Consider the following 26,754-nt stretch of genomic DNA (forward strand, 5'->3'; position numbering starts at 1 on the left):
GCAGCCCTGTGAGTCGTATTGGAAATAAAGCAATCGAAATCCCAGCTGGCGTAACCGTTACTCAACAAGGTAACACTGTTACAGTTAAAGGCCCGAAAGGCGAATTAACTAGCACATTTAATGAAATGATCGGCATCAAGATTGATGGAAACACTGTTACTTTCACTCGTCCTAACGAAGAGAAATTCACTAAATCCATTCATGGTACTACACGCGCGTTGGTAAACAACATGGTTGTAGGTGTATCTGAAGGATTTATGAAAGAATTGGACTTAGTAGGGGTTGGGTACCGTGCTCAATTGCAAGGTAAAAAACTTGTATTGAACGTCGGTTATTCTCATCCAGTTGAATTCACACCTGAAGACGGTATCGAAGTGGAAGTACCAACTAACACTAAAATCTTCGTTAAAGGTTACGATAAAGCTAAAGTTGGCGCTTTGGCAGCCAACATCCGCGGCGTACGCCCACCAGAGCCTTACAAAGGTAAAGGTATCAAGTACACTAACGAAATCATCCGTCGTAAAGAAGGTAAGACAGGTAAATAATAGTCCGCTATTATTACTTGCTTCCTGAACGACCCAACAAAATAAATTTAAAGAGGTGACAATTGTGATTACTAAACCAGATAAAAACAAAGTGCGCCAAGCTAGACACGCACGCGTAAGAAGAAAAATCTCTGGTACTGCAGAGTGCCCACGCTTGAACGTTTTCCGTTCCAACAAAAACATCTACGCTCAATTAATTGATGACGTAGCGGGTGTGACGCTAGCAAGTGCCTCTACAAAAGAAACAGAAATCGCAACCGGTACTAAAACTGAAGCTGCTGCTGCAGTTGGAAAATTGATTGCTGAACGTTCTGTTGCTAAAGGTATCAAAAAAGTAGTCTTTGACCGTGGTGGCTATCTGTACCATGGCCGTGTACAGGCTTTAGCTGAAGCTGCTCGCGAAAATGGACTAGATTTCTAAGAAAAGGAGGATAACCACACATGGTTTATGTTGACCCAAATCATATTGAATTAGAAGACCGCGTTGTTGCGATCAATCGTGTAACAAAAGTTGTTAAAGGTGGACGTCGTCTACGTTTTGCTGCTTTAGTTGTTGTAGGAGACAGAAACGGACATGTAGGATTCGGTACTGGTAAAGCAGCTGAGGTTCCTGAAGCTATTCGTAAAGCTATCGAATCTGCTAAAAAGAGCCTTATTGAAGTTCCAATGTCTGAATCAACAATCCCTCACCAAGTTATCGGAACTTTCTGTGGCGGTAACGTAATGTTGAAACCTGCTAAATCCGGTTCCGGAGTTTCTGCAGGCGGACCAGTCCGTGCCGTTGTCGAATTAGCTGGTATCGCTGATATCACAAGCAAATCCCTAGGTTCGAACACACCAATCAACATGGTACGTGCTACAATCGAAGGCTTGAAACAATTGAAAAATGCTGAAGACGTTGCGAAATTACGCGGCAAAACAGTTGAAGAATTACTAGGATAAGGAGGACTACATAATGGCAGAAGTAAAGATCACTTTAAAACGCAGCTTGATTGGACGTCCTCAAAACCAAAAAGATACTTGCAAAGCTTTGGGATTGTCCAAAATCGGCAAATCTGTTGTTAAACCAGCTAACCCAGCTATCTTGGGTATGGTCAACACAGTAAGCCACTTAGTTACATCAGAAGAAGTTAAATAATAAACATCAGATTAAAGGAGGTGCCAAGTTACTATGAAACTTCATGAATTAAAACCTGCTGTAGGTTCACGTAAAGAACGTAACCGTGTCGGTCGCGGATCTTCATCCGGTAATGGTAAAACATCCGGTCGTGGACATAAAGGCCAAAAAGCTCGTTCAGGCGGCGGTGTGAGACTTGGATTCGAGGGTGGACAAACTCCATTGTTCCGTCGTCTTCCAAAACGTGGATTCACGAACATCAACCGTAAGGAATATGCTGTAATCAACTTAGAAATCTTAAACCGTTTCGAAGATGGTACAGAAGTTACTCCAGCTTTATTAGTTGAAACTGGTATTGTCAAAGATGAAAAATCAGGCATCAAAGTTTTGGGCAACGGAAGCGTTGAGAAAAAACTGACAGTTAAAGCTAATAAATTCTCCGAAGCAGCACAAAAAGCTATCGAAGCTGCAGGTGGGACTGTTGAGGTGATCTAATGTTTGCTCTTCTGAAAAATGCATTTCAGGCGAAAGACATTAGAAATAGAATCTTTTTTACTCTAGGTATGTTGATTGTGTTCCGTCTCGGAACACATATTACTGTACCGGGTGTTGATGCGGGTGCCATCACAAACTTGGCATCGACGGGCTTGTTCAGTCTGTTGAACACATTCGGAGGTGGAGCACTGAGTCAGTATTCCATTTTCGCTATGGGTGTTTCGCCATACATCACTTCTTCTATTGTCGTTCAATTGTTACAAATGGACATTGTTCCGAAATTTGTGGAATGGTCCAAACAGGGTGAAGTAGGTAGAAGAAAGTTAAATCAAGTTACAAGATATTTGACAGTCATTTTAGCATTTGTGCAATCTGTCGGTGTTTCGATCGGTTTCAACCAACTCTCTAATTTGGGTTTGGTCAACGATCCAGGTATAACAACCTATATGATCATCGCGTTAGTGATGACAGCAGGTTCGATGCTGGTTGTTTTTCTCGGAGAATCCATTTCAATGCACGGTATCGGAAACGGAACGTCATTGATCATCTTCTCAGGTATCATCGCAAGAATCCCAACAGATCTTTACACTTATTACAATGATCGTTTTGTGGATGCAGGATCCGATTTAATGAACAACATTTTGTTCTCGGTTGCGCTTTTGACAGCAATATTATTGGTGGTCATACTCGTTGTGTACGTTCAACAAGCTGAACGTAAAATCCCCATTCAATATTCCAAGCGTGCTTCCGGATCTAATCAATCCGCGCATTTACCTTTAAAAATCAATTCTGCTGGAGTCATTCCAGTAATCTTTGCCAGTTCTTTCATGATGACCCCGCAGACGATCCTTGGGTTTTTCGCGGCAAGTCAAAGTGAAGCTAGCTGGTATCAAATTTTGTCAACCATCTTTAATTACCGTGAACCCATCGGTGCAACAATCTATACGGTATTGATCGTTGTCTTCACTTACTTCTATGCCTTCATTCAGATTAATCCTGAAAAGATGGCAGAGAACTTGCAAAAGCAAGGCGGCTATATTCCAAGTGTACGTCCGGGTAAAGGGACAGAAGATTACATTTCCGGCATGATTATGCGATTAAGTACGGTCGGCGCGCTATTTCTTGGACTGATTGCGTTATTGCCAATCATTGCCTCAGGTTTGTGGGATTTGCCGGACTCGCTCGCCCTTGGCGGTACAAGTCTTCTGATTGTAGTTGGTACTGCATTGGAAACGGCAAGACAAATTGAAGGTCGAATGGTTAAACGTAATTACCAAGGATTTATTCAATAGTAAGTTTGTGGGGGGGAAAGTGATTTCCTCGTCACATATTCTTACATCTTTAGGAGGCAGTAAAATGATGAACCTAATTATTATGGGTCTTCCCGGTGCTGGAAAAGGAACACAGGCTGAAAAGATCATCGCGAAATACAATATTCCGCATATCTCTACAGGAGACATGTTCCGAGCTGCCATGAAAAATGAAACAGCCTTGGGCCTGGAAGCAAAATCATATATGGATAAAGGCGAACTTGTTCCAGATGAAGTTACAAACGGAATCGTTAAAGAGAGATTAGCAGAATCTGATACTGAAAAAGGCTTTTTGTTGGATGGTTTTCCAAGAACCCTCGTACAAGCAAAAGCTCTTGAAGCTATCATGAATGAACTCGACAAAAAAATCGATGCTGTTATTAACATTGATGTGAACCCTGAAGTTTTGATGCAACGTCTTACAGGTAGAATCATTTGCCGCTCTTGCGGAGCGACTTACCACAAACAGAACAATCCTCCCAAAGTGGAAGGAACGTGCGATCGTTGTGGCGGACACGATTTCTATCAACGCGAAGATGACAAGCCTGAAACCGTAGAAAATCGCATTCAGATTAATCTAGAACAGTCTAAACCAATCATTGCATTTTACAGCGAAAAAGGATTAGTACATAATGTGGATGGCGGAATCGGCATCGACAACTTGTTTACCGAAATCCAAAAGATTATAGAATAGTTGCAAATGTCATTTGAAATTAATCGGAAATTTCTTTTCAATCGATACTTGCTATGGTATAATCTAGCAGTTAGAGTAAAAATTGCCAAGACATAAGATTAATCAGCTCAACAGAATGTTAGGAGGTTAGCAGGCGTGGCGAAAGACGATGTAATTGAGATCGAAGGAGTTGTCGTTGAAACTTTGCCCAATGCAATGTTTAAAGTCGAACTTGAAAATGGTCACATAGTATTAGCTCACGTATCTGGTAAAATTAGAATGCATTACATCCGCATTTTGCCAGGCGATAAAGTTACGGTAGAATTATCACCGTACGATCTTACTCGTGGACGCATTACTTACCGCTTTAAATAATTGCACTCCATCACTAAATAGGAGGGAATTTAAATGAAAGTTAGAGCATCAGTAAAACCCATTTGCGAAAAATGCAAAGTCATTCGCCGCAATGGTCGTGTTATGGTGATTTGCGAAAATCCCAAACACAAACAACGCCAAGGATAATAACAAGGAGGTGCCTATAAATGGCTCGTATCGCAGGAGTAGATGTTCCGCGTGACAAACGTGTAGTTATTTCATTAACTTATATTTTTGGTATCGGATTAAACACAGCTCAAAAAGTTTTAGCAGCAGCTGAGGTTTCAGAAGATACTCGCGTTCGTGATTTAACGAATGATGAATTAGACCGTATCCGTATTGAAGTGGATAAATTAAAGGTTGAAGGCGATCTTCGTCGTGAAGTTAACCTAAATATTAAACGATTGATTGAAATTGGATCTTACAGAGGAATGCGTCACCGTCGTGGTTTGCCTGTTCGCGGACAAAACACTAAGAACAACGCACGCACTCGTAAAGGCCCAGCTAAAGCAGTCACTGGTAAGAAAAAATAATAATTAAGTGAAGGAGGTCAAAACTTCATGGCTAAAAAAGTAGCTCGCAAACGCCGCGTGAAAAAGAATGTTGAAGCTGGTGTAGCACATATCCGCTCAACTTTTAATAATACTATTGTTATGATTACAGATGTTCATGGAAATGCTATTTCATGGTCATCAGCAGGTTCATTAGGATTCAGAGGTTCTCGTAAATCTACTCCTTATGCTGCACAAATGGCTGCAGAAGCAGCAGCTAAAGTTTCTATGGAACATGGCATGAAAACAGTTGAAGTAGCTGTTAAAGGTCCTGGTTCTGGACGTGAAGCTGCCATTCGTTCATTACAAGCAGCAGGTTTGGAAGTTACCGCAATCCGCGACGTAACGCCTATTCCTCATAATGGATGCCGTCCACCAAAACGTCGTCGTGTTTAATTGAGAATTGTACTTGTATGTAACGAAACGCAATGGACTCACTAACATGAACTTCACGTTTTGAAAGGGGTAAATTGATAAATGATCGAAATTGAAAAACCAAGAATTGAAACGATTGAGATCAGCGAAGATGCTAAATTCGGCAAATTCGTTGTAGAACCACTAGAACGCGGTTATGGAACAACACTTGGGAACTCATTACGTCGAATTCTATTATCTTCACTTCCTGGTACAGCTGTAACAACTATCCAAATCGATGGTGTTCTACACGAATTTTCAACGATTGATGGTGTTGTCGAGGATGTTACCCAAATCATTCTGAACATCAAAAAATTAGCTTTGAAATTGTATACGGACGAAGACAAAACAATCGAGATTGACGTAAAAGGTCCAGCAGTCGTGACTGCAGCGGATATTACCCATGACAGCGATGTGGAAATCTTAAACCCTGATTTATATATATGTACAGTTTCAGAGGGAGCACATTTTCATGTTCGCTTGGACGTAAAAAATGGCCGTGGTTATGTTCGTTCCGAATATAACAAAACGGAAGATATGCCGATCGGTGTTTTGCCAGTCGACTCCATCTATACTCCAATCAGCAAAGTGAATTATCAGGTTGAAAACACTCGTATCGGACAAAAAAATATTTACGATAAATTAACGTTGGATGTCTGGACAGATGGTTCCATCAGCCCGGAAGAAGCAGTCAGCTTGGCTGCCAAAATTTTAACGGAACATTTGAATATTTTTGTTAATCTGACCGATGAAGCCCGCAAGGCCGAGATAATGGTTGAAAAAGAAGAAACACATAAAGAAAAAATGCTGGAAATGACTATCGAAGAATTGGATTTATCCGTACGTTCTTATAACTGTTTGAAACGCGCAGGCATCAACACAGTCCAAGAATTGACAGACAAGTCTGAAGCAGAGATGATCAAAGTACGTAATCTGGGACGCAAATCACTTGAAGAAGTGAAAAACAAGCTGAATGATCTTAATCTAGGCTTGCGTCAAGACGACTAGTACTGTACAAAGGAGGAAAACCTAGGATGGCTTACCGTAAATTAGGACGCACAAGCGCCCAAAGAAAAGCAATGCTTCGTGATTTGACTACTGACTTACTCATCAACGAACGAATCGTTACAACTGAAGCTCGTGCTAAAGAAATTCGTTCAACTACTGAAAAGATGATTACTTTAGGCAAACGTGGAGATTTATCTGCTCGTCGTTTAGCAGCAGCATACGTTCGTAACGAAGTTGCAGATGTACGTGAAGAAGATGACAAAATCGTTGTTCAATCGGCTTTACAAAAATTGTTCTCTGATATCGCACCTCGCTATGCAGAACGTCAAGGCGGATACACACGTATCTTGAAGACAGAACCTCGTCGTGGCGATGCTGCACCAATGGTTATCATTGAATTAGTATAATTCAATCGCATAAAGATGAAACGTTCACTTTTAGATGAAATAGAGTGTTATGATGATGGGATTGCTTCTGGCTCCCCTAGTCTAGCTCAAGGTTCTTCCGAAGATCGCATGATTTTCGGAAGGGCATTTTTTCATCAAAAAAAGTGCTTTTTTTATCAAAAGAAACTAGAAAATGCTAATATATTTTCTAGTTTCTTTTGATATATAAATAAAAGCGTTTTATTTCTGTACCGTGTCAAGACAGTGGATGAAAAATATGGAAGAGTAGTTTATACTTACAAAGTAGACATTCCTTTTCCGTAATTTTCATCTTTTTTTATACCCGCTGGGCTGTGGGGCGGATGAACGGTTACGGGCAGTAAGATTCAACTATAGAGAAAGTAGGACAGCCATCATGAATGAAATTATCGAGTTGCGCAATGTGACTTTTTCCTATTCAGAGGAAGATGCAAGACCGGCATTGAACAACGTTTCCTTGACAATCCAGCAAGGTGAGTGGATCGCCATCATCGGGCCAAACGGTTCAGGCAAGTCAACCTTGGCTAAAACGATCAACGGCTTGATAGAAGCGAACTCCGGAGAAGTGATCATTGAAGGGATACCTTTGAATGCAGAGACGGTTTGGGACGTCCGAAAAAAAATCGGGATGGTTTTCCAGAATCCGGACAATCAGTTTGTCGGTTCGACCGTGCAGGACGATGTTGCTTTCGGTTTGGAGAATGTCGGCATACCGCGCGAGGAAATGGTGAAGCGCGTTGCTGATGCTGTAGCGGCTGTGAACATGGCCGACTTCATGGATAAGGAACCGGCACGTCTTTCGGGCGGACAGAAGCAACGGGTGGCGATCGCTGGGATCGTGGCTTTGTCTCCTGACATCATCATCCTTGATGAGGCGACGACCATGTTGGACCCTGAAGGCCGTCATGAAGTCATCGAGACCATCCAGGAGATCAAGGAAAAAGAAAATTTGACTGTGATTTCGATCACCCATGACATCGATGAGGCCGCCAAAGCGAACCGCATCTTTGTGATGGAAGCCGGGCAGTTGAAACGGATCGGCACACCGGAAGAAATATTCAGCTTGGGCAAGGAAATCATCGATATCGGTTTGGATATCCCATTCCCTGAAAAGCTGAAATACCAATTGAAGAGACAGGGACTGGAAGTTCCTGAAGAATATTTGACTGAGGAAGGGATGGTGAGTTGGTTATGGACATTACTTTCGAAAAAGTAGGCTATTCCTACTCGGCCGGAACGCCTTTCGAAAATCGGGCCCTCTATGATGTGAATCTGAATATCCCGGACGGCAGCTATACGGCATTGATCGGCCATACCGGCAGCGGCAAGTCGACGGTCACGCAGCATCTGAACGCATTATTGAAGCCAACTGAAGGCAGCGTAACGATCGGGGACCGCATCATAACGAACAAATCGAACAACAAAAACCTGAAGGACCTGCGCAAAAAAGTGGGGATTGTGTTCCAGTTTCCGGAGTCGCAGCTGTTCGAGGAGACTATCGCGAAGGATATCGCCTTCGGTCCGATGAACTTCGGCGTCAGCGAAGCGGACGCAATGGCGATCGTGAGGCGCGTGTTGCCTTTGGTCGGCTTGGATGAGTCCTTCATGGAACGTTCCCCGTTCGACCTCTCAGGGGGTCAAATGAGACGCGTAGCGATCGCCGGAGTATTGGCGATGGAACCGGAAGTACTGGTCTTGGATGAACCGACAGCTGGATTGGATCCTGCCGGCAGACGCGAAATCATGAATATGTTTTATCAACTCCATATCGACAAAGGACTGACCATCGTATTGGTTACGCATCAGATGAATGATGTCGCAACGTTTGCGGATCATGTGGTCATCCTTGAGAAAGGCACGGTTGTCCGGATGGGCCCGCCAGCAGAGATTTTCCAGGATGCCGCTTGGCTCCAGGAGAAACAATTGGGCTTGCCATCCGCACTGGCTTTTCTGGATACATTCAGCAAAAAGACAGGCATCGATTTTGGAAACGAAAGACCGCTGCGTACGGAACAACTGGCGGCTGTGCTGATCGCGAAAATAAATGAGAAAAAAGGCTCCAAAGATGCCGCTAAGGAAGAGGGTGGCATCGATGTTGGATAAATTATTGTTCGGGCGCTACATCCAAGGCAACTCGCTGATCCATCGACTGGATCCGCGAGCGAAGCTGATCGGAGCTTTCTATTTCATCCTTGTCATTTTCCTGGCCAATAACTGGCAGACCTATCTGATCATGACATTGTTCACATTCCTGTGCGTCATCCTGTCCGACATCAAACTGACGGTCTTTCTGAACGGTGTGAAGCCGCTGATTTGGCTGATCCTGTTCACGGTGTTGCTGCAGATCCTCTTCACACGGGGCGGGGAAACATACCTGGAACTGGGGCCGATCAGCATCACTTCGTTCGGGGTGATCAACGGCGCCTTCATCTTCATGCGCTTCGTACTGATCATCTTCATTTCGACGTTGTTGACGCTCACGACGATGCCGCTGTCGTTGACCGATGCGATCGAAAAGTTGCTTGGGCCATTGAAACGCTTTAAGGTTCCTGTCCATGAAATCGCCTTGATGCTTTCCATCGCACTGCGTTTCGTGCCGACATTGATGGATGAAGCATCGAAGATCATGAACGCGCAACGGGCTCGCGGCGTCGAGTTCGGCGAAGGCAATATCGTCAAGCAGATGAAGGCAGTCACACCGATCTTGGTGCCGCTGTTCGTCAGCTCGTTCAATCGTGCCGATGAATTGGCGAACGCCATGGAAGCACGCGGGTATCAGGGCGGGGAAGGCCGGACGAAATATCGCGTTCTCGATTGGCAGTTGCGCGATACGCTGAGCCTGCTGGCGTTTGTCGCACTGACAGGGCTGTTGTTGTTCTTCCGATCTTGAACGCATACGGGCTGAGTCAGCCGCTATAGAACGAGTCTGGGGACCGGGTAGCATTTCCGGTCCCTTTTAAAATAGAAAAAACTATAATCCCACAAATTATCCAGAAAAAGAAAGGGGCATACGCCAACCATGACTGCACAACGATACAAATGCATCGTGCAATATGACGGAACGGGTTATGTGGGCTATCAGGTCCAACCTAACGGCAACAGTGTCCAGACGGAAATCGAAAAAGCTCTGAAAAAAATGTCGAATGGGCAAGTCATTCCGATCCATGCATCCGGCCGGACGGATTCAGGCGTCCATGCGCTCGGACAAGTCATCCACTTTGATTACCCGGCTGCAATCAAGCCTGATCATCTGCTGCGGGCGTTGAACAGTTTGCTGCCTGATGACATTTTGATCAAATCGGTGGAGCTCGCTGCAGAGGAGTTCCATTCGCGTTATCATGCGATGGGGAAAAAATACATTTACCGGGTCGATCTTGATCGCTTCCCGAACCCATTCAAACGACTCTACACGACGCACCATCCTTACCGCTTCAATATGGAAAATCTGGAACGGGCCATCAAAAAACTGGAAGGCGAGCACGACTTCACCAGTTTCTGTTCGACAAAAACGGACAAGACCGACTTGGTCCGGACTGTCTATGAAGCGAGCGTCAGGAAGGACGAGGAAAACAATGAGCTGGTCTTCACTTTCAGAGGCAATGGCTTTCTCTATAATATGATCCGCATTTTCGTGGGGACGCTGTTGCAGATCGCTGACGGCCTGAAAAAGGTCGAGGAAATCGACCGCCTTTTGGAAGTGAAAGATCGACGCAAAGCCGGACCGACAGCCCCGTCGCAAGGATTGTATCTCGTGGAAGTTTATTACGATGAAGAAAGATTAAGGAATGGATAGGGGGAAGATGGATGTTTAAAAAGGAAAGAGCGGAAATCGATGCCATCGACCAAGAGTTGGTGAAGCTGTTCGAACGCCGGATGGATGCAGTCACGGAAATCGCGCGGATCAAGAAAGAGAACGAGCTGCCGATTCTGGACCAATCCAGGGAAGACAAGGTGCTGGATAAAGTACGTGGGCTGACCGAGAACAAAGCCTACGAAGACAGCATGGAAGACCTCTTCCGTTCCCTGATGACGATCACAAAAGCATTCGAAACCAAGCAGAACGAATAATAGAGCAAAAAGCATGCTGAAAAGCGGCTGTGTAAAAGACGAAATCTTTTCCACACCCGCTTTTTTGCGTTCTAGGGCAATGGAAGTCGGCGCCAGCTCCGGTGTAGCCATCGCTCATCGGAGGACAGCTTCTGTAATCTCCGCCAGCTCCTATGAAGCAGCCCCCACCGGAGCTGACGCTCCCGCAAACTGTCCGAACTCCGGCGAGGCCGTCGTTCACCGGAGGAAATCACCGGAGGACAGCTCCAATAACAAAAACCTCCGTCAAGCGCTATGCCGCTCTTCGGAGGTTTCCAACATATTTTCTTTTGCGATCTACCTTATCAGACTTTGGCAACAACCGCAGCCTTCGCAAAGGCCTGACGCAGATCGGCGATCAGGTCATCCGCATCCTCGATTCCTGTCGAGATGCGCAGCAGATCGTCCGTCAAGCCATAGGATTCGCGGACTTCAACCGGAATATCGGCATGGGTCTGGGTAGTCGGGTAGGTGATCAGACTCTCTACGCCGCCCAGGCTTTCAGCGAAAGTGAAGATGTTCAGGGCATCCAACACGGCAGGGATGTACGCTTTATCATGGAGCGTGAAGCTGAGCATCCCGCCTTTGCCCGGATAGTAGACCGATTTGATCAGATCTTCCGATTCCAGATAGGCCACGACAGCATTTGCATTCGCCTGATGCTGCTTCATGCGCAACGGCAACGTCTTCATTCCGCGGACCAAGAGCCAACAGTCGAAGGCGTCCAACGTTCCGCCTGCGGTATTCAGTTGGAAAGCCAATTTTTCCCCAAGAGCCTTGTCGTTCGTCACGACTGCACCCGCCAACAGGTCGTTGTGGCCGCCGAGGTATTTGGTGGCGCTGTGGACGACGATATCGGCGCCCAGATCCAAAGGACGCTGCAGCAGAGGTGTGTAGAAGGTGTTGTCCACAATCACCAGTAAGCCGTGTTTTTTTGCGATCTCAGCCACAGCCGAGATATCCGTTTCCTTCATGAGCGGGTTCGTCGGCGTTTCGATGTAGACAGCAGCCGTGTTGTCCTGGATGGCGGACGCGATATCGAGCGGGTCATCGACATAAGTGAAGGAGTAGAAGCCTTTTCTCTCCATATCCTGGAAATAACGGAAGCTGCCGCCGTAAAGGTCCCTGGATGCGACGAAATGGCTATTGGCCGGGAAAATGCTGAACGCGAGCTGAATAGCGCTCATACCAGAGCTGGTAGCGAACCCTTGGACGCCGTTCTCAAGGACAGCCAAGCCTTCCTGAAGGATATCCCTAGTCGGATTGGCAGTGCGGGTATAGTCATAGCCGGTCGATTGACCCAAGCCAGGATGTCCATAAGCTGTGGACAAATAAATCGGTGCACTGACGGCGCCGGTTTTCGGATCTTTTCTGTTGCCCAATTGCGCAAGATAACTTTGAATGCTGATATTATCCATCTTCGATTCCCCTTTATGCGAAATGACACACATGAGTGCATTATCATTTATTTATCATTTAAAATTAATGTTAGTGCAATGGTAGCATGAGGGTTTGAAGTGGTCAATATTTTTATGTATTTAAAGTCAGTGATGCTGCGATAAATAACCGATCACGCTTGAACGGTTATTTATCTGGAATGATGTTAAAATTCCGAAACTCGCGTATAATGGAAGTATAAGAATGAATGAAGGAGAGTGGAAGAATGGTAACGTTCATCAAAGAACTCAAGCGCATCCCACGCGGCGATGTGCCGGATTTTGTGGCTGCCGCTATGCCCCAGTTTTATGAAGCAATCGGATGTCCGAATGATGTGGTCCTTTCCGTGCAAGCCAGCATGGCGCATTACTCGACACCGAAAAAGAACGTCGCAGTCGAAGAATACGAAGCTTTTGAATTAACAATCACAAAAAAAGGGGAGTTCGTCTCGGTGGAAGACATCGTGAAGGACAACAGTATCATCGAAGCATTCAAGCCTTACAAGACATCCGGCAAAGGTGCCTATCCATTTGTGCCGGCCGAGGTCATCGAGCAATTATATTTATATTTGAAAAAATAAAAAACAGGTTCCACAAACGCAGTTGCTGCGGGCGGGTGGAACCTGTTTTGCGCTGAAAATGCGCTGAAAAGGATAAAATATTTCTTGTGAACCGATTGACAACTCTCTCGGAATGTCGTATCATATAAGACGGTATTGTTTGCCCCACGATGAGCCCCGGAAACTCAATTGGATCAAACAGACAGAGAAGAATATGGAGGAAACAAACGTGCGTACAACATACATGGCTAAAGCAAACGAGATCGACCGCAAATGGTTCGTAATCGACGCGACTGACATCCCATTGGGACGTTTATCAACACAAGTTGCAACTATTTTACGCGGTAAAAACAAACCAACTTTCACACCACACGTAGATACTGGTGATTATGTGATTGTTATCAATGCAGACAAAGTTACATTAACAGGTAAAAAAGCATCTGACAAAATTTATTCCCGTCATTCAGGTTATCCAGGTGGGCTAAAACAAATTTCAGCTGGTGAATTACGTGCTAAGAATTCAAGAAAATTAGTTGAATTGTCTGTTAAAGGCATGCTACCTAAGAACTCTTTAGGTGCTAAACAATTCACTAAGTTACACGTATACGGTGAAGCAGTTCACCCACACGAAGCTCAATTACCAGAAGTTTTAGATATCACTAACCTAATTTAAGGAGGGAATTTCATTGGCACAAGCACAATATATCGCAACTGGTCGTCGTAAGAATTCGACTGCACGCGTACGTTTATTACCTGGCACAGGTAAAATCATCTTCAACAAAAAAGACATGGAAGAATACATCCCATTCGCTTACTTATATGAAGTAATCAAACAACCTTTAAACCTTACAGGTACTTTAGGTAGCTACGATATCTTCGTTAACGTAAACGGCGGCGGATTCACTGGACAAGCTGGAGCAGCTCGTCACGGTATCTCTCGTGCATTATTAGAAGTAGATCCTGACTTCCGCGGACCATTAAAAGCAGCTGGTCTGTTAACACGTGACCCACGTATGGTTGAACGTAAGAAACCAGGTTTGAAAAAAGCTCGTAAAGCATCACAATTCTCAAAACGTTAATATTTATTGTATCAACGTTTTTAAAAAAGTTATTTGCTTCAATTTGGTTCAAACGACCAATTTGACAAATCAATTAACAGCCTTAAAGCATCGGCATCTTGCTGATGCTTTTTTTATGGCATAAATTCAATAGAATGAAAGCATGGAGTGTTCCATTAACAAAGGCGGTGTAAACAGTGAATCCAAAAGAAAAAATGTTAGAAATAATCAAGAATAAACAAGGCGGCGGAAGGTCCAAACAAATCGACACGCCGAAAAATGATATCAAGAACATGCGCAAAGGTCCAAAGATTTATAATAAGTAAGCTGATCTGCAATACTGTGAGGATCCCATTCGAAAGAGTGGGGTCTTTTTTTTGTTTTTTTAGATGGAGTTTTCGTATAAAATTCAAGAGGGGCAATGAACAGTTAGTCAACCTTAACTTAATAGCAGAATATCTCCATTCTTAGAACACTGTTTACAATAATTATTAACTTTCGTGAGCAAATTGTAAACGGTGTTATTAAATGAACAATTTGGCTGATTAACAAGGGGCCTCATGTTATTATTTGTGGTATCAGGGGGTGTTGTATTTGAACTATATCAGAACATTTTTGGCGTATTGTTTAGCAGGTTTTTTGGTCCCTTACCTTTGGAGTTATGTTTCCATTTTGGGAATTTATGCTGGTTTTGCAGCGGCAATATTAATAATTGGACCCGTTTGGTATATTGTTCACTACAAGGGTCTAATCTATCAAGACAGTGAGGCAGCGACAGTCGATATGGGAGCTGGCATCGCAATTGCTGTTTTTACGAGAGATGTTTTATCTAAAGGGGTTTATAATAGCTTTTCATCATTACCAACAATTATTCTTTTATCAATCGGTGCAGTGTTTGCAGCAGTAGTTTCACACTACTTTGAAAGAAGGAAGGGGAATCCTGATGTATAGAGAAATATTAACAATTATAGGCGGATTTATATTACCTTTCGCTATCATACAAGTATGGGGAAGGTTGGTAAACCGCTGGAAAGTAGTTGGAGGTTTTTTGTCAGCTTTTCTAATTGTTGGTCCAATTTGGTTACTCAACCATGGAATGACTTTTTCTCTTATACACCAAACTGGAGGAGCTTTTGTTGATATGGGATTAGCAACTGGCGTAGGTATATTTGTGTATGGATTGCTAGGAGGAAAAAGTTTTCAAAAATCACTATACTTATTATCGGCTGCACTTCGTGGTGGGCTAATTGCAGGTATTTTACTCTATTTAGTCAGTAAATAACTATCCTTACATAACTCTTATGACTTCCAAAAAATATTTCGTGGGCGGTGCACTTGCTGCGCGCATATTACAAATTGGGTGATCCTATTCAGAAGAGTGGGATCTTTTTGTATAGGATGAAAAGAAGGCAGCATGTATGATTGTTTTCCAGGCAAGTTGCTTTACAAAAGTTAGTTGCTGCTTTATGATTGATTAATCAACAGTTGACCGGTCAAATGTTCGGTAAGCCAGAAAAATACGCATAATCGAGGTGAAATTCTATGGACTTGAGAGAGATAAGCAGGTTGCTATATCAGATCAAACTCACAAATCAGGAAATCAATACGCTGTTCGAAAAAGAAACGGGCTTCAGTTTGACGCGGTATGAAATGCTGATGTTCCTGAAAGATAAGGGGACATGCTCCCAAAAGCAGATCCAGACAGAGCTGAAGATAGACAGCGCGGCAATTACGCGCCATCTGAAAATATTAGAACAAAAGGGCTATGTCATCCGGGAACGGAATGTAGAGAACAACAGAGAGGTCTTTGTTCAATTATCAGAGCAGGCGATCCAAGATTTGGCTGCCTGCGGAAAAGAACATGAGCAGGGGAAATCTTCCCTATCGCTGTCCTTAAGCGATGGGGAAGCAGAGCAATTATCCGATTTACTGAACAAACTATACTTGAAAAGATAAAAAGAAAGAGGCTGCAAACATGACCACTAAACTTATCAACAACGATTTTTCGGATATCGCATTCGGAAGAAAATCGATCCGTCTCTATGATGAAAATTTTAAAATCAGTCAGGAAGAAATGCTGGAAATGATCCAGGAAGCCACAACCACACCATCATCCGTAAACATGCAACCTTGGCGTTTTGTGGTTGTCGAGAGCGAGGAAGCAAAAGCCAAATTGAAACCGCTGATCCGTTTCAACACAAGACAAAATGACACTTCGTCAGCGATGGTGCTGATATTCGGCGATATGCAATGCTACGAGTATGGGGAAGAAATTTATAATGCAGCTGTCGAACAAGGGAAAATGTCAGCGGAGGTCAGAGACCAACAATTGGCTGCCATCATTCCTTACTACAAGAACTTTTCAAAAGAAAAAATGAATGATGTCGTAAAAATCGATTCCAGTTTGGCAGCGATGCAATTCATGCTTGTGGCCCGCGCCCATGGCTATGATACAAATCCCATCGGCGGCTTTGAAGCGGATCAGTTGGCGGAAGCAGTCGATTTGGACAAAGAAAGATATGTGCCGGTCATGATCCTGTCAATCGGCAAGGCAATGGAAGAAGGCTACGAATCCGTAAGATTTGCACCAGAAAAAATCACTAATTTTAAGTAGGTGGAGAAATGATAGTAATCAATGCAGAATTCTATATTATACCCGAGCAAAAACAAAAATTCTTAAATGAAATTTCAGAACTAATTAAGGAATCTAGGAAAGAAGAAGGCTGCCTATCTTATCAACTTTACCAAGCTATTACAGATGAAAATAGTTTTGTAATGGTTGAAAAATGGGAAAACCCACAAGCGATTGAGTTACATAATAAAATGTCTCACTTACAAAATTTCGCTGAGAAAGTTCCTAATTATAGTCGCAAGGCGCCTCAAATTACGGTTAGTCTTGTAAAAGAGTAATCAAAATCTTCTCAATACCCGAATTCCAAAAGATGCTTGATAAAATTGCATTCTTTGGAAATAAGTATACTCAGCTTTAGCCCAAAAGACCTCATTTCCTGAAAGAGTGAGGTCTTTTTGATATATAGATTTTGCCTTTGGAGATGAAAAAGCATCCCTGGGAAGCAGCTTCTCATTATTTCAAACTTATGCAGAACAGACTTCAATGCTAAACGATAAATTGATTGAGTGGCAGAAAATACTGATTGAAAAATATGCGATTGACATGGATACAAGCAGGCACAAAAAGCAGGGGATTGAGGGTGTTGTTGCCAATATTACAGGGGTGATCAATGAGGACTGACGGTATACTAAATGGGAGGAAAGTTAAACAATTAAGATCAAACATCGACTCAATCCAGTTAAGCTTGAGCAAGCGTTTCACGAAACAAACATTTATCAAAATGATCTTCAACTTTTAATTAAAAATGGATAAACATATTTGTGTTTACCGGAAAAGTAATGGCTATGCTTCTTAAGACAGAAAAAAAACGAGACTATCTCTTGGAAAAAGAGATAGTCCCGTCTTGTGCTGTTATGCGGAAAATATTTGTTAAGGCCTCTGTAACGAATTTATGCTTTAACCGATGCACCTGTACCAGCATCCACATCATTGCTGTAGTTGTCTTTGACGGAGGCGCTGGAAACGGCATCGACATCGCCCTCGAGTTTTTGGCCGGTTTGGGCCAGATACCAGTCGATGATCGGTTTGAAGTCCAGGATGTATTCGTTGACGCCGGCATAGTTGCCATCTTTATCATGTAGCGCTTGATAATTATGCACGACATATTTGTCCGGACCATGAGTCGGAACGTTGACGCGGAAGGCGTCCATTGTGCCGGAACGCAATTGTTGGAGTACCCATTCCACGCCTTTGTGGACTCTTTCCGGGTGACATTTGGAGAGCGGATTGCCGACTTGGCCGGGCACGCGCGCAGCGAGCATTTCTTCTGCCGGTTTCGTATGGTTATAGTAGAGAAATTGGTTGTTGCTGTCTGCATAAGTCAATTCCATCGGCATCGAAGCCAGGAAGTAATTCAGCTGATCAACGGTCAACAAGCCGCGTTCGAGTTTGACGTAGGTATTGCCTTCCACAGCGCCCACAAGCTCAGCGGCTTGTTCCAGCCAGTCGTCGGCTTCCTTATCGACGCCTTCAATCGTTGTTGCAATTTTTCCGATAGCGTACAGGTCTTCCGGTTCGAGCACCGGTTTTTTCGGTCCTTCAACAGCAGAGACCAACGTGATGAACTGGGTGAATTTTTCCAGACAGCTGCCCAGAAAATCGACGGTGCGTTTGTCTTTCAGATTTTCCTGTTCATCGAATGCTTCTTTGACCTTGCCCAGCAAAAATTCATTGCCTGGAAGGACGATGGCATTGACGCCGGGTGCATCTAGAATTTGGCGCAGGTGCAGTTGGGCACGGGAAGAGCCTTGATCATAGTAGGAAGCTCCCACGATCATGACCGGTTTGTTTTCCAATGGATGGATTTTGAAGGACAACCATTCCAGCACACTCTTTAAGCTTGCAGGGATCGTGTGGTTGTGTTCAGGCGTGGCGATGATGACGCCATCCGCCTGCAGGATTTTTTGGCTCAACTTTTGCACAGCAGCGCTGTTCGTTTGGTCATCACTCTGATTGAACAAAGGGATGTCCTTGATTTCCAAAATCTCCAGGTCGAACAAGTGGCTGAATTGCTTTTTGATGTATTTCAACAAGATGCGGTTATATGATACTTCCGCGTTGGAACCTACAATACCGACTAATTTCATAATGTTTGTCTCCGATCTCTAGTTACTTTCCCAAGAAAAGTTTTCAGCTGCTTTTACGTGTGCGGCGTGGGTGTGCGATAGTTGTTTCATGATGTTGATAAACATTAGGAAGTCCTCGAACAAGCCTTCCAGCTCTTGGACCTGATCCGGATTCTTCAGATTGTTGTCTGCGTCGAAAGCCTGCAAAGAATGGCTGAGCAGGAACTCAGAACTTGGCATGATGCGGGCTTTCAATTCCGGCGCATCCAAAATTTGACGCAAATGCGCTTGCGCACGTGAGGAACCCAGTACGCCATAGGAAGCCCCTGTGATCATGACAGGCTTGTCGACGAAGGGGTAGATGCCGTAGGACAACCAACTCAAGGCGCTCATCAGGGAAGCGGGGACTGCGTGATCGTATTCTGGTGTGCTGATGATGACGCCGTCAGCTACTTCGATCTTTTCCGCCAAGGCTTTCGCCTCAGCCGGGATCTGCATGTCTGCCGGTTTGTCGAAGATAGGCAGGTCCTTGATTTCGACGATTTCGATGTCTGCCTTATCCGAAAAATGCTTTTGGATGTATTGCAGCAGCATACGGTTAGTGGAGTGGTCCGAGTTTGTGCCGACGAGGCCGATTAATTTATTCATGTGAATACTTCCTTCCAAATATTAGTTTTTTTATGATTCATTTAAACACGTGATTAGGCGGGGTGTTTGCGTTGCAGCCGGTTTTCCAAGCCTTTTGAGCAGATGAGGCTGCCGTCTTTCATGATCAGGATTCCGTCGATTGCTTCCGATCGGTCCAATGTGGCGAGGATCACGTCGGCAGGTTGGCCGAATAAGCGGGTCGTCCAGATTTCCCCATCGACAGAGTCATCGGCAACCACGGTCAGGCTGATGACATCCGTTTCTGCCGGATAGCCGGTTTGTGGGTCCAGAATATGGTGATAGTGCTTGCCTTGGGCTTCCAGCTGCCTCTCATATACACCGGAGGTAACCGCTGATTGGTTCTGGATCTTCAATACCGCGCTAAAATGCTCGCGGGGGAGCAGTGGGTTTTGGATGCCGATGCGCCAATAGGGATCTTCATGATTCTGGGATGGTCCGAACACGACGACATTTCCGCCCAAATTGATGAGAGCGGAAGCTACGCCGGCTTCCTTGAAGTATGCCGTCAGTAGATCGGCGATATAGCCTTTTGCCACGGCCCCCAAGTCGATCGCCATGCCTTCTTGCTGAAGGAAAACGGTCTGATCCTTCTCGGACAAGAGGATTTTGTTGGAATCGGTGATTTCAAGAAGCCTCTGAATCTCTTCAGCATTCGGGACTTTTGCATCACCGAAACCGATCCGCCAAGTCTGCACCAACGGTCCAATCGCGATATTCAGATGACTGCCAGGAGCTAAGCTATGGTATTTCCCCACCTTGATCAAGTGAAATAAATCAGGATGGACGGCGAGAGGGGCTTTCCCTGCCAACTGATTGATTTGCATCAGCTCCGATGTTGGATCATTGGCGCTGAAACGCTGTTCGTATGTTTTCAGGCGTTGGATCGCCTCCTCCAAAATAGCATCAGGGTGCGTGTGCGTCACAAGTAGATCGATGATCGTTCCCATCAGACGGACCGTTGCCTTCTTTTGTTCCATTTTTTCCACCACCTTCAGGATAAACGTGTCATTCTTTTGCGGGATTCCCTGAAAGGATCTCACTTTCTAACTGCGCCAATTCTTTCAGCGCAATCGTGTTTTTGTTGATTTTTGAATAGGCTCTGGCATCGTAGATCAATTCCAGCACTTCTTGCTGCGGCTTCTCCTGGAGGATGGCATTTTTGGCCAACTGGATGGCTGCACGGGCAAGGTAGTAGGTCACATGATTGTCTGAACAAATGGAAACAGCATAGGAAAGCAGTGCATTGCTCAGTTCAATCTCATTGATGAGGGAATAGAAGGTACCGCTTTGGAAAACAATATTCAGTACACGCCAGACATCCTCCATCGTCTTGATCGGATAAGCATAAATTTTTTCCAGGACCTTACTGAAATAAAACTCTGCCTTTTCCAGTTTTTTTTCACGGCTGTAGACCATGCCGATACCGGTATAAGCCAGCAGGCGATAGATTTCCACATCGTTCCCATCGTCAGCCAGTAAGATTTGATCGAAGGTGAACAATACATCCGTCACTGAAACCTGCTGCGCAATCATGATGAAACCGTTCAAATAATGGAAGCGTAGGGCCAGGCTGTTTTCTTCGATTTCACTCACGGTAATGCTCTGCAGCAGGTCCGAGGCCTGGTCGTATTCACTTGTGATCAGAAAGAATTCTGCTTCGTTCATTTTTTCTGTCGCTTCTGTATACTTGACGCCTACTTTAGGGAACAGTTCTCCCAAGGGTAGATTTAGTCTGTTGCACAGTTTGATCAGGATCTTCAGGTTCGGGACTTGCCCGTTGTTCTCGAAGCGGCTCAAAGTAGCTTGGGTACAGATACCCTCTGCCAGGTCCATCTGAGAGAGGTTCAACGCTTTGCGGGCTTCAATAAATCGTTCGATGTTCATTTTTTCCTCCCTAATAATCAAAGTGGCTCGGATGACAGCAACGAAGATTCGAATCGATATTGTGTTTTGTTTCACATTACTTATGTAAGTGATTATACGCTTACTGAATATAAGGGTCAATAGAATATATAAAAAATTATATAAAACGAGGGTTGGAAGATGACTGAACCTATTTTGAAGGATCCACGCGAGTTGTATCACACTGGAAAATTTGCAGATCAGGATCAAGACACCCCTGCTTTGCAAGATAAGATGCTACCGAAACCCGATTGCGGGGAGGAAAGCTACGTAGGTAACCACTTGTTGGAGAATCACCGTGTATTGATCACTGGTGGCGATTCCGGAATCGGACGGACAGCTGCGATAGCCTTGCGGACCAACAGCGCCGCGGTAAAAACTGCCGGCATTTCCGCGACCGTTACCCAAATGTTGGGCATCAGCGAACCGGCGCTGTTCGGGGTCGTGATGCGCACTGGTATGAAGGCGATCGGCGTGATGTTGGCGAGTTCCGCTCTGGGAGGCATGGCCCTTTCGCTGCTAGGGATACAGGCGAACAGTTACGGATTGGCGGTGTTGTTGTCGCCACTGATGTATATCTACGATCCGTACCAATTGACGATGTATGTGGTGATCGGCATCGCAACCTTCATCCTGGCGTTTGTTTTGACGAACGTGCTGGTGATGGGGAATGAAACAATTGTGACGAAGGTCAAAATACAGCATTAATTTTCAGGCCAACTATCCAGAGTAACATATGGATAGCTGGTCTTTTTGGTATCGTTTACATCATTGCTGGAGCAAGAACATGACAGATAACGTGAAAAACGTTCACAAATTGTTAATAATAAATCCGTTGTACGAGCTAAAAATGCGTGGTATATTCTGTGTGTAAATGTTACGTCGTTTCATTTGAAAACGTTTATAATTTTTTAATCGCAACCGAATATCACATTGTGATATTGTTTCTATCCATTTTATCAACTGGTTCGGCGTCGATTTATCAATATAAGAAAAGGGGTCATGAAATGCAACACGCAAGCGCAAATAAAGTACAAAATGTAACCGATGACAAAAAAAATGTAAGGGAATTCGGATTACTGGATAAAATAGCCTATATGGCGGGGGATATGGCAAATGACTTGTTCTTCATTTTCTCAAGTTCTTTCCTGATGTTGTTCTATACAAAAGTATTAGGAATCAGCGGAGCAGTTGTCGGTACGTTGTTCTTGTCAGCACGAATTATCGATGCTTTTACCGATATGGGGATGGGACGTCTCGTTGATACCCTGAAGCCTTCGAAAGACGGCCGCTTCCGTGTTTGGATCAAACGTGTAGCACCATTCGCTGTTATCGCCGGTTTCCTGATGTTCTTATCAGTCGTTCAAAACTGGTCTATGACTGCAAAAATCGTCTACATTTTTGTTACGTATCTGTTCTGGGGAAGCATCTGCTACACAGCGATCAACATCCCTTATGGATCGATGGCATCCGTAATCAGTGAGAAACCTGAAGACCGTGCGTCACTTTCTGTATTCCGCAGCATGGGCGCCAGCATTGCCAGCATCTTCATCTCATTCTTTGTTCCTTTGTTCGTCTATACGACTGATGCGAACGGTGCACAAGTAGTCATTCCGGAACGCTTCACGATCATTGCTGCAATCTTTGCAGTGCTTGCTTTCGCGCTATATCAGTTCTGCTATCACTTCACGATCGAACGTGTACAGATTCCGCAAAAACCGGCAACTGAAAAACAATCTTTCGGTAAAGAAATGGCTGTTCTTGTCAAAGGCTTGTCAACAAACCGCGCACTAGGCGGAATCATCGCTGCAGCGATCTTCCTGTTGTTGTCCATGCTGTTGGTGAACACGATGAACGCATATCTGTACGCTGATTATTTCAAGAGTTCCAAAACATTGGCTGTTGCCGGTATCCTTGGTACTATCGGTACGCTGATGATTGCACCTTTTGCAAATAAAATCGCTTCCCGTTTTGGTAAAAAAGAATCAGCGACAGTAGCGTTGTTCTTCTCAGCAGTTGTATATGCAGTCCTGTACTTTATGCATACGGATAATGTAATGGTCTTCCTTCCGATGGCATTTCTTGCAAGCCTGGGAATGAACTACTTCAACGTTGTTATCTGGGCATTCATCACAGACATCATCGACTACCAAGAAGTCAAAACCGGAAGTGCGGATAGCGGTACAGTATACGCCGTCTACTCCTTCTCAAGAAAACTTGGCCAAGCTTTGGCTGGCGGATTGGGCGGTTTCGCTCTGGCTGCTATCGGTTATGCATCAGCTGCGGCAACACAAGAAGCATCCGTTCTTGACAGCATCTACGATGTGGCTACGCTTGTACCGGCTATCGGATACACTTGCGTTGCGCTATGCCTATGGTTCATCTACCCACTGACTAAAGCAAAAGTTGCAGAAAACGTGGCGATCTTGTCAGAACGCCGTAAAGCAGCAAAATAAAAAATTAAATTAGCTAGTAAAAGGGGCGCCATCCTATAATCAGGATGGTGCTTTTTTTTTTTGCGTGCTGTTTTTTTCGAATGGCTGAAATTCAGCTCCGACCTAGCGAACCTTCGCCGGAGAAGATGACCCTATTTCATCCCCAGCTTCGGCAAGCATCGGCTGACAGGAGCTGAGGCCCCTGATCATTTCCGCTTCTCCGGCTAGACAGCCTTGGCCGGAGAAGGCGACCCACTGTGACTACCGCAGCCCAATCCATTTGAGGGCACAAAATTCACATTCGAATATAAATTACTTCGTTTACAAAGATGCTACAAACTTCGTATATATTTCATTGTATTTTGACGGGATATTTACAATGCCTTGTTATAGTGGATTAGTAAGCAAAAAGAAGGAGGCGTCATCAGAATTGTCCTATTTAACAGCGCAATCCGGCAGTGATGGATTGGCGGACAACAGTATGGAGTTTGTTGTGTTCTTCTGCGACAAACAGGATATTTCAGCCATCAAAGTCGATGTTCGGATGAACAGGGAATATCAACTTGTTCTGCACCACGATGCATTGGAGGAGGGGCAACAGTATGTCGCCTTGGAAGATGTGTTTGCTTACATCGCCCGGGAAAACAGCCCGATCCGCATCAATTGCGATCTGAAGGAAAGCGGGCTGGAAGAAGCAGTATACAAATTGGCCGACAAATACGCTCTTTGGCCGCAAGTGGAGTTGAGCGGAACGGTGGCCTGCAGATTTCTGTCAAAGTGGAGCAATCAGATCTTGATGAACATCGAAAATGGTATGGATGATTCATTTCATGGCGAGCATATCGGACGATGGGGAGAAAATGTGTTGCTCGAAGCGTTGTCCAAACTGGCCCGCAGCCAAGCAAAAATCATCAACATCAATCATCAGTTGTTCACCGATGCCGTAAAGGAGAAAGGCAAACTGTTGGAATTGGAGTTTTCCTTGTGGACCGTGAACGACTTGATCGCGATCGAAAATTACGAAAAGGAAAATATCTACAACATCACGACCAGAAAAGCCTGGGCCTACATCCAACAAAAAGGGGCGCAGACAGGATGAAACGCTTGAAAAGAGTGGAAGCATCGTTGAGCATCCGTCACATTCACGCAAAAGGTGCCTTCCACTGCTAAACAGCGGGGGCACTTTTTGTGGTTGTGAATAGAGAATTATTCAAGGGAGGAAACATGATGATCCAAAAGCACACCCGAACAGAGTCCACAGAAACAATACTCGAGAAGGAAATGGTTTTTACTCCGGCCTACCACCAGAAGCACAGCAAGCTTCCGTTCGTGCTGACGATAGCCAATCAGAGTCTGTATGCAAACTTTTCCTTTTTGCCGCAGCATGTGGATCGGGAAAAGGCTTTGGTCATCATCTCTCAGGTGCTCCCTGACTATTTTGGCGGGAACATCCGCATTGTCTGACTTGGACCAAGCCCAAGTCAGACTGACGATTCAAGGAGGAAATTAAAGTGGACTACTATGCAATAGAGTTGCACGCGCACACGAATCACAGCGATGGCGGCTTCACGACTGAGGAACTGCTGGGAAGCGCCCAGGATTTCGGCTATGACATCCTGACGATCACTGACCACAATACGGTCGCGCCTTATGAGGAATGGAAAAATAATCGGCATTGGTCGGGCGATATGCTGGTCATTCCAGGGATCGAGTGGACGACCTACTTAGGCCATATGTTGGTCATCGGTTCGAAGCAGATGATTGATTGGCGCAAAGCGGATCGGGATACAATCGATTCCCGCATCAGCGAAATCAAAGGCATTGGCGGTATCGTAGGCATTGCCCATCCTTTTTCGATTGGCAGTCCGATCTGTACCGGGTGCCGATGGGAATTTCAGGTGAAGGATTACGACAACGTCGACTTCATCGAATTATGGAACCGGGTCAATCCGGACGAAAGCTTCCGGAGCCGATTGGCATACGAAATGTGGACAGATTTGCTGAAGAAAGGCCACCGGATTTCCTGCAGCACCGGACGTGATTGGCGCCGCATCGAAAGCGAAATGGACAACACTGCTCTGACGTATATCGGATTGCAAGAGCTGACTGAGGACGGCGTCAAGGAGAGCCTGGAGAACGGCAACTTTTACATCACGCTCGGGCCGCGGCTGCAGATGCAGATCGAACAGAACGGGCGGATCCATCATCTTGGGCAGGAACTCCAGGTTGGAGTCGCGCAGCTGCACGTCAGTTTGGAATCGATTTTGCAGGAGAAATTACGGAACTTCGGCTTTAAAGGAGAGCGGCTCGTCGTCATCCGAAATGAGGTAGTCATCAAAGAAATCGAACTGAAAGAAAATCAGTCAAGGGAAGTTCCGCTGACGCTCCACCCGGGATACGTGAGGCTGGAGTTGTACGGGGAAGCGAAGGGCGAAAAGGATCGGCTGTTGGTGATCAGCAACCCGTTTTATGTGGTCTGAAGCGGGGATGGTGTGCCTGCCATCCCGCACATAAAACAAACAAGGGGTTCCCTCAACTGAGAGAGCCCCTTGTTTGTTTTACTTCATTCAAACTGGACAAAAATGTCCAAATCATAAGGCGTATAGGCTGTTTCGACTGTTTTTGAATCATCCAAATAGATTTTGTAGCGTCCACCGGTGACATAGACGAATACGGTGAAATCATTTTTTCCGTAATAAGGGCTTATTTCGTTCCACTGTTCTGCAGGAAGTTTCCCAAGAGACAGGCCCTCAATCATAAGGTTGCCGTCTTTGATGGCCACGTTCAGCGTCGTGACTTGTTCGTATTCATAGATTCGCCGATTTGTCCGAGCAATCGCTACATCCTCAAGACCTCCGAACGGTTTGCAGAAGGGATCTTCCAGGATGATGTGCTGCGCAACTTTCTGGATAAGGCTGTTATCCGCGAACAGTGCACTGCATCTCCAGCGTGTCTGAAACAGTATTCGGCCAACCCCGTCGTTTGCATCTTCTGAAG

Annotated in this window: 37 protein-coding genes and 1 pseudogene; 32 read left to right on the forward strand and 6 right to left on the reverse strand. The window is 44.9% G+C overall.

Annotated features, from left to right (window positions below):
- The first annotated feature begins 8 nt into the window (after positions 1-8).
- The 18 genes from rplF (at position 9) to WBV27_RS00680 (ending at position 10,981) form a co-directional block, all read left to right on the forward strand.
- Positions 9-545 carry a 50S ribosomal protein L6 gene (gene rplF, locus WBV27_RS00595; RefSeq protein ID WP_424198497.1) on the forward strand — a complete coding sequence of 179 codons (537 nt, stop codon included), beginning with the start codon at positions 9-11 and terminating at the stop codon, positions 543-545.
- A 64-nt stretch (positions 546-609) separates the two neighbouring features.
- The gene (gene rplR / locus WBV27_RS00600; RefSeq protein WP_086626915.1) at positions 610-966 is read left to right on the forward strand and encodes a 50S ribosomal protein L18; all 357 of its coding nucleotides are present in this window, start codon (positions 610-612) and stop codon (positions 964-966) included.
- A gap of 20 nt (positions 967-986) precedes the next feature.
- A complete protein-coding gene (rpsE, locus tag WBV27_RS00605; RefSeq protein ID WP_424198500.1) occupies positions 987-1,487 on the forward strand; it encodes a 30S ribosomal protein S5 in 501 nt (166 codons plus the stop codon).
- Positions 1,488-1,500: 13 nt separating this feature from the next.
- On the forward strand, positions 1,501-1,683 hold the full coding sequence (rpmD, locus tag WBV27_RS00610) for a 50S ribosomal protein L30 (protein WP_086626917.1): 183 nt from the start codon (positions 1,501-1,503) through the stop codon (positions 1,681-1,683).
- 33 nt (positions 1,684-1,716) lie between these two features.
- On the forward strand, positions 1,717-2,157 hold the full coding sequence (rplO, locus tag WBV27_RS00615) for a 50S ribosomal protein L15 (RefSeq protein ID WP_086626918.1): 441 nt from the start codon (positions 1,717-1,719) through the stop codon (positions 2,155-2,157).
- Positions 2,157-3,449 carry a preprotein translocase subunit SecY gene (gene secY / locus WBV27_RS00620; RefSeq protein WP_424198503.1) on the forward strand — a complete coding sequence of 431 codons (1,293 nt, stop codon included), beginning with the start codon at positions 2,157-2,159 and terminating at the stop codon, positions 3,447-3,449. The genes rplO and secY overlap by 1 nt, the downstream gene beginning before the upstream one ends.
- A gap of 67 nt (positions 3,450-3,516) precedes the next feature.
- Positions 3,517-4,161 (forward strand): adenylate kinase, encoded by a 645-nt coding sequence (locus WBV27_RS00625; RefSeq protein ID WP_424198550.1) that lies wholly within the window; start codon positions 3,517-3,519, stop codon positions 4,159-4,161.
- A gap of 135 nt (positions 4,162-4,296) precedes the next feature.
- Complete coding sequence (gene infA, locus WBV27_RS00630) at positions 4,297-4,515, forward strand: translation initiation factor IF-1 (RefSeq protein WP_068558953.1); 219 nt, start codon at positions 4,297-4,299, stop codon at positions 4,513-4,515.
- Between the two features lie 33 nt (positions 4,516-4,548).
- Positions 4,549-4,662 carry a 50S ribosomal protein L36 gene (gene rpmJ, locus WBV27_RS00635; RefSeq protein ID WP_062470716.1) on the forward strand — a complete coding sequence of 38 codons (114 nt, stop codon included), beginning with the start codon at positions 4,549-4,551 and terminating at the stop codon, positions 4,660-4,662.
- Between the two features lie 20 nt (positions 4,663-4,682).
- Complete coding sequence (gene rpsM / locus WBV27_RS00640) at positions 4,683-5,048, forward strand: 30S ribosomal protein S13 (RefSeq protein ID WP_108031672.1); 366 nt, start codon at positions 4,683-4,685, stop codon at positions 5,046-5,048.
- 27 nt (positions 5,049-5,075) lie between these two features.
- On the forward strand, positions 5,076-5,462 hold the full coding sequence (gene rpsK, locus WBV27_RS00645) for a 30S ribosomal protein S11 (protein ID WP_068623076.1): 387 nt from the start codon (positions 5,076-5,078) through the stop codon (positions 5,460-5,462).
- Positions 5,463-5,543: 81 nt separating this feature from the next.
- Positions 5,544-6,488, forward strand: a complete 945-nt coding sequence (locus WBV27_RS00650) for a DNA-directed RNA polymerase subunit alpha (protein WP_068558946.1) — start codon at positions 5,544-5,546, stop codon at positions 6,486-6,488.
- A gap of 26 nt (positions 6,489-6,514) precedes the next feature.
- The gene (rplQ, locus tag WBV27_RS00655; protein WP_086626921.1) at positions 6,515-6,895 is read left to right on the forward strand and encodes a 50S ribosomal protein L17; all 381 of its coding nucleotides are present in this window, start codon (positions 6,515-6,517) and stop codon (positions 6,893-6,895) included.
- A 394-nt stretch (positions 6,896-7,289) separates the two neighbouring features.
- Positions 7,290-8,129: an energy-coupling factor ABC transporter ATP-binding protein gene (locus WBV27_RS00660; RefSeq protein ID WP_086626922.1), complete on the forward strand. Its 840-nt coding sequence runs from the start codon at positions 7,290-7,292 to the stop codon at positions 8,127-8,129.
- Positions 8,105-9,016, forward strand: a complete 912-nt coding sequence (locus WBV27_RS00665; protein WP_424198508.1) for an energy-coupling factor ABC transporter ATP-binding protein — start codon at positions 8,105-8,107, stop codon at positions 9,014-9,016. The genes WBV27_RS00660 and WBV27_RS00665 overlap by 25 nt, the downstream gene beginning before the upstream one ends.
- Positions 9,006-9,803, forward strand: coding sequence for an energy-coupling factor transporter transmembrane component T family protein (locus tag WBV27_RS00670; RefSeq protein WP_424198510.1), 798 nt, complete (start codon positions 9,006-9,008; stop codon positions 9,801-9,803). Before WBV27_RS00665 ends, WBV27_RS00670 begins: the two co-directional genes overlap by 11 nt.
- Positions 9,804-9,932: 129 nt before the next feature.
- Positions 9,933-10,706 carry a tRNA pseudouridine(38-40) synthase TruA gene (truA, locus tag WBV27_RS00675; RefSeq protein ID WP_424198512.1) on the forward strand — a complete coding sequence of 258 codons (774 nt, stop codon included), beginning with the start codon at positions 9,933-9,935 and terminating at the stop codon, positions 10,704-10,706.
- Positions 10,707-10,717: 11 nt separating this feature from the next.
- Complete coding sequence (locus tag WBV27_RS00680; protein WP_424198514.1) at positions 10,718-10,981, forward strand: chorismate mutase; 264 nt, start codon at positions 10,718-10,720, stop codon at positions 10,979-10,981.
- A 323-nt stretch (positions 10,982-11,304) separates the two neighbouring features.
- On the opposite strand, the gene WBV27_RS00685 is transcribed toward WBV27_RS00680, so the two are convergent.
- Positions 11,305-12,417 (reverse strand): PLP-dependent transferase, encoded by a 1,113-nt coding sequence (locus WBV27_RS00685; RefSeq protein ID WP_424198516.1) that lies wholly within the window; start codon positions 12,415-12,417, stop codon positions 11,305-11,307.
- Positions 12,418-12,662: 245 nt separating this feature from the next.
- Here WBV27_RS00685 and WBV27_RS00690 point away from each other — a divergent pair, with 245 nt between their 5' ends.
- The 9 genes from WBV27_RS00690 to WBV27_RS00730 all read left to right on the forward strand — a co-directional run bounded on the left by WBV27_RS00690 (position 12,663) and on the right by WBV27_RS00730 (position 17,306).
- Complete coding sequence (locus WBV27_RS00690) at positions 12,663-13,016, forward strand: hypothetical protein (RefSeq protein ID WP_424198518.1); 354 nt, start codon at positions 12,663-12,665, stop codon at positions 13,014-13,016.
- Positions 13,017-13,224: 208 nt separating this feature from the next.
- On the forward strand, positions 13,225-13,668 hold the full coding sequence (gene rplM / locus WBV27_RS00695) for a 50S ribosomal protein L13 (RefSeq protein ID WP_086627527.1): 444 nt from the start codon (positions 13,225-13,227) through the stop codon (positions 13,666-13,668).
- Positions 13,669-13,681: 13 nt separating this feature from the next.
- Positions 13,682-14,074 (forward strand): 30S ribosomal protein S9, encoded by a 393-nt coding sequence (gene rpsI, locus WBV27_RS00700; protein WP_086626929.1) that lies wholly within the window; start codon positions 13,682-13,684, stop codon positions 14,072-14,074.
- A 573-nt stretch (positions 14,075-14,647) separates the two neighbouring features.
- Positions 14,648-15,004, forward strand: coding sequence for a Lin0368 family putative glycerol transporter subunit (locus tag WBV27_RS00705; protein ID WP_424198521.1), 357 nt, complete (start codon positions 14,648-14,650; stop codon positions 15,002-15,004).
- A complete protein-coding gene (locus WBV27_RS00710) occupies positions 14,997-15,335 on the forward strand; it encodes a Lin0368 family putative glycerol transporter subunit (RefSeq protein ID WP_106448926.1) in 339 nt (112 codons plus the stop codon). Before WBV27_RS00705 ends, WBV27_RS00710 begins: the two co-directional genes overlap by 8 nt.
- A 260-nt stretch (positions 15,336-15,595) precedes the next feature.
- On the forward strand, positions 15,596-16,009 hold the full coding sequence (locus WBV27_RS00715; RefSeq protein WP_424198523.1) for a MarR family winged helix-turn-helix transcriptional regulator: 414 nt from the start codon (positions 15,596-15,598) through the stop codon (positions 16,007-16,009).
- A 19-nt stretch (positions 16,010-16,028) separates the two neighbouring features.
- Positions 16,029-16,667, forward strand: a complete 639-nt coding sequence (locus WBV27_RS00720; RefSeq protein WP_424198525.1) for a nitroreductase family protein — start codon at positions 16,029-16,031, stop codon at positions 16,665-16,667.
- A gap of 8 nt (positions 16,668-16,675) precedes the next feature.
- Positions 16,676-16,963 (forward strand): putative quinol monooxygenase, encoded by a 288-nt coding sequence (locus WBV27_RS00725; RefSeq protein ID WP_424198527.1) that lies wholly within the window; start codon positions 16,676-16,678, stop codon positions 16,961-16,963.
- Positions 16,964-17,168: 205 nt separating this feature from the next.
- Positions 17,169-17,306, forward strand: coding sequence for a hypothetical protein (locus WBV27_RS00730; RefSeq protein ID WP_424198529.1), 138 nt, complete (start codon positions 17,169-17,171; stop codon positions 17,304-17,306).
- Positions 17,307-17,575: 269 nt separating this feature from the next.
- Here the strand turns inward: WBV27_RS00730 and WBV27_RS00735 are convergent, their stop codons facing one another.
- From WBV27_RS00735 to WBV27_RS00750, 4 genes are read right to left on the reverse strand one after another with little or no spacing between them, the layout of a single operon-like run.
- Entirely contained in the window at positions 17,576-18,772 is a 1,197-nt protein-coding gene (locus WBV27_RS00735) for an NAD(P)H-dependent oxidoreductase (protein WP_424198531.1), read from the reverse strand.
- 18 nt (positions 18,773-18,790) lie between these two features.
- The gene (locus tag WBV27_RS00740) at positions 18,791-19,399 is read right to left on the reverse strand and encodes an NADPH-dependent FMN reductase (RefSeq protein WP_424198533.1); all 609 of its coding nucleotides are present in this window, start codon (positions 19,397-19,399) and stop codon (positions 18,791-18,793) included.
- Between the two features lie 53 nt (positions 19,400-19,452).
- The gene (locus tag WBV27_RS00745) at positions 19,453-20,397 is read right to left on the reverse strand and encodes an FAD:protein FMN transferase (RefSeq protein ID WP_424198535.1); all 945 of its coding nucleotides are present in this window, start codon (positions 20,395-20,397) and stop codon (positions 19,453-19,455) included.
- Between the two features lie 28 nt (positions 20,398-20,425).
- Positions 20,426-21,304, reverse strand: coding sequence for a helix-turn-helix domain-containing protein (locus WBV27_RS00750; protein WP_424198537.1), 879 nt, complete (start codon positions 21,302-21,304; stop codon positions 20,426-20,428).
- Between the two features lie 159 nt (positions 21,305-21,463).
- Between WBV27_RS00750 and WBV27_RS00755 the strand changes: the two are divergent.
- The 5 genes and pseudogenes from WBV27_RS00755 to WBV27_RS00775 all read left to right on the forward strand — a co-directional run.
- Positions 21,464-21,697 (forward strand): annotated as a pseudogene (locus WBV27_RS00755) (NAD(P)-dependent dehydrogenase); the annotation flags it as partial.
- A gap of 632 nt (positions 21,698-22,329) precedes the next feature.
- Positions 22,330-23,778 carry an MFS transporter gene (locus WBV27_RS00760; RefSeq protein ID WP_424198539.1) on the forward strand — a complete coding sequence of 483 codons (1,449 nt, stop codon included), beginning with the start codon at positions 22,330-22,332 and terminating at the stop codon, positions 23,776-23,778.
- Positions 23,779-24,187: 409 nt separating this feature from the next.
- Positions 24,188-24,856 carry a glycerophosphodiester phosphodiesterase gene (locus WBV27_RS00765; RefSeq protein ID WP_424198541.1) on the forward strand — a complete coding sequence of 223 codons (669 nt, stop codon included), beginning with the start codon at positions 24,188-24,190 and terminating at the stop codon, positions 24,854-24,856.
- A gap of 128 nt (positions 24,857-24,984) precedes the next feature.
- A complete protein-coding gene (locus WBV27_RS00770; RefSeq protein ID WP_424198543.1) occupies positions 24,985-25,221 on the forward strand; it encodes a hypothetical protein in 237 nt (78 codons plus the stop codon).
- A 47-nt stretch (positions 25,222-25,268) separates the two neighbouring features.
- The gene (locus WBV27_RS00775; protein ID WP_424198545.1) at positions 25,269-26,237 is read left to right on the forward strand and encodes a CehA/McbA family metallohydrolase; all 969 of its coding nucleotides are present in this window, start codon (positions 25,269-25,271) and stop codon (positions 26,235-26,237) included.
- An 83-nt stretch (positions 26,238-26,320) separates the two neighbouring features.
- Here WBV27_RS00775 and WBV27_RS00780 read toward each other — a convergent pair.
- A partial coding sequence (locus WBV27_RS00780; protein ID WP_424198547.1) for a hypothetical protein occupies positions 26,321-26,754 on the reverse strand: 434 nt, incomplete at its 5' end.

Source organism: Trichococcus sp. (assembly GCF_049589555.1).
Classification (GTDB): domain Bacteria; phylum Bacillota; class Bacilli; order Lactobacillales; family Aerococcaceae; genus Trichococcus.

Excerpts from the sequence above, each read along its gene's own strand:
- WBV27_RS00725 (WP_424198527.1), top strand. The coding sequence starts at position 16,676 with ATGATAGTAATCAATGCAGAATTCTATATTATACCCGAGCAAAAACAA.
- rpmJ (WP_062470716.1), top strand. The coding sequence starts at position 4,549 with ATGAAAGTTAGAGCATCAGTAAAACCCATTTGCGAAAAATGCAAAGTC.
- WBV27_RS00690 (WP_424198518.1), top strand. The coding sequence starts at position 12,663 with ATGGTAACGTTCATCAAAGAACTCAAGCGCATCCCACGCGGCGATGTG.
- rpsM (WP_108031672.1), top strand. The coding sequence starts at position 4,683 with ATGGCTCGTATCGCAGGAGTAGATGTTCCGCGTGACAAACGTGTAGTT.
- WBV27_RS00750 (WP_424198537.1), bottom strand. The coding sequence starts at position 21,304 with ATGAACATCGAACGATTTATTGAAGCCCGCAAAGCGTTGAACCTCTCT.
- WBV27_RS00720 (WP_424198525.1), top strand. The coding sequence starts at position 16,029 with ATGACCACTAAACTTATCAACAACGATTTTTCGGATATCGCATTCGGA.
- WBV27_RS00660 (WP_086626922.1), top strand. The coding sequence starts at position 7,290 with ATGAATGAAATTATCGAGTTGCGCAATGTGACTTTTTCCTATTCAGAG.
- WBV27_RS00740 (WP_424198533.1), bottom strand. The coding sequence starts at position 19,399 with ATGAATAAATTAATCGGCCTCGTCGGCACAAACTCGGACCACTCCACT.
- WBV27_RS00685 (WP_424198516.1), bottom strand. The coding sequence starts at position 12,417 with ATGGATAATATCAGCATTCAAAGTTATCTTGCGCAATTGGGCAACAGA.
- WBV27_RS00650 (WP_068558946.1), top strand. The coding sequence starts at position 5,544 with ATGATCGAAATTGAAAAACCAAGAATTGAAACGATTGAGATCAGCGAA.
- WBV27_RS00770 (WP_424198543.1), top strand. The coding sequence starts at position 24,985 with ATGATCCAAAAGCACACCCGAACAGAGTCCACAGAAACAATACTCGAG.
- secY (WP_424198503.1), top strand. The coding sequence starts at position 2,157 with ATGTTTGCTCTTCTGAAAAATGCATTTCAGGCGAAAGACATTAGAAAT.
- truA (WP_424198512.1), top strand. The coding sequence starts at position 9,933 with ATGACTGCACAACGATACAAATGCATCGTGCAATATGACGGAACGGGT.
- rpsK (WP_068623076.1), top strand. The coding sequence starts at position 5,076 with ATGGCTAAAAAAGTAGCTCGCAAACGCCGCGTGAAAAAGAATGTTGAA.
- rpmD (WP_086626917.1), top strand. The coding sequence starts at position 1,501 with ATGGCAGAAGTAAAGATCACTTTAAAACGCAGCTTGATTGGACGTCCT.
- rpsE (WP_424198500.1), top strand. The coding sequence starts at position 987 with ATGGTTTATGTTGACCCAAATCATATTGAATTAGAAGACCGCGTTGTT.
- WBV27_RS00680 (WP_424198514.1), top strand. The coding sequence starts at position 10,718 with ATGTTTAAAAAGGAAAGAGCGGAAATCGATGCCATCGACCAAGAGTTG.
- rplQ (WP_086626921.1), top strand. The coding sequence starts at position 6,515 with ATGGCTTACCGTAAATTAGGACGCACAAGCGCCCAAAGAAAAGCAATG.
- WBV27_RS00715 (WP_424198523.1), top strand. The coding sequence starts at position 15,596 with ATGGACTTGAGAGAGATAAGCAGGTTGCTATATCAGATCAAACTCACA.
- WBV27_RS00625 (WP_424198550.1), top strand. The coding sequence starts at position 3,517 with ATGAACCTAATTATTATGGGTCTTCCCGGTGCTGGAAAAGGAACACAG.
- WBV27_RS00735 (WP_424198531.1), bottom strand. The coding sequence starts at position 18,772 with ATGAAATTAGTCGGTATTGTAGGTTCCAACGCGGAAGTATCATATAAC.
- rplO (WP_086626918.1), top strand. The coding sequence starts at position 1,717 with ATGAAACTTCATGAATTAAAACCTGCTGTAGGTTCACGTAAAGAACGT.
- WBV27_RS00710 (WP_106448926.1), top strand. The coding sequence starts at position 14,997 with ATGTATAGAGAAATATTAACAATTATAGGCGGATTTATATTACCTTTC.
- WBV27_RS00665 (WP_424198508.1), top strand. The coding sequence starts at position 8,105 with ATGGACATTACTTTCGAAAAAGTAGGCTATTCCTACTCGGCCGGAACG.
- WBV27_RS00670 (WP_424198510.1), top strand. The coding sequence starts at position 9,006 with ATGTTGGATAAATTATTGTTCGGGCGCTACATCCAAGGCAACTCGCTG.
- WBV27_RS00745 (WP_424198535.1), bottom strand. The coding sequence starts at position 20,397 with ATGGAACAAAAGAAGGCAACGGTCCGTCTGATGGGAACGATCATCGAT.
- WBV27_RS00730 (WP_424198529.1), top strand. The coding sequence starts at position 17,169 with ATGCTAAACGATAAATTGATTGAGTGGCAGAAAATACTGATTGAAAAA.
- WBV27_RS00760 (WP_424198539.1), top strand. The coding sequence starts at position 22,330 with ATGCAACACGCAAGCGCAAATAAAGTACAAAATGTAACCGATGACAAA.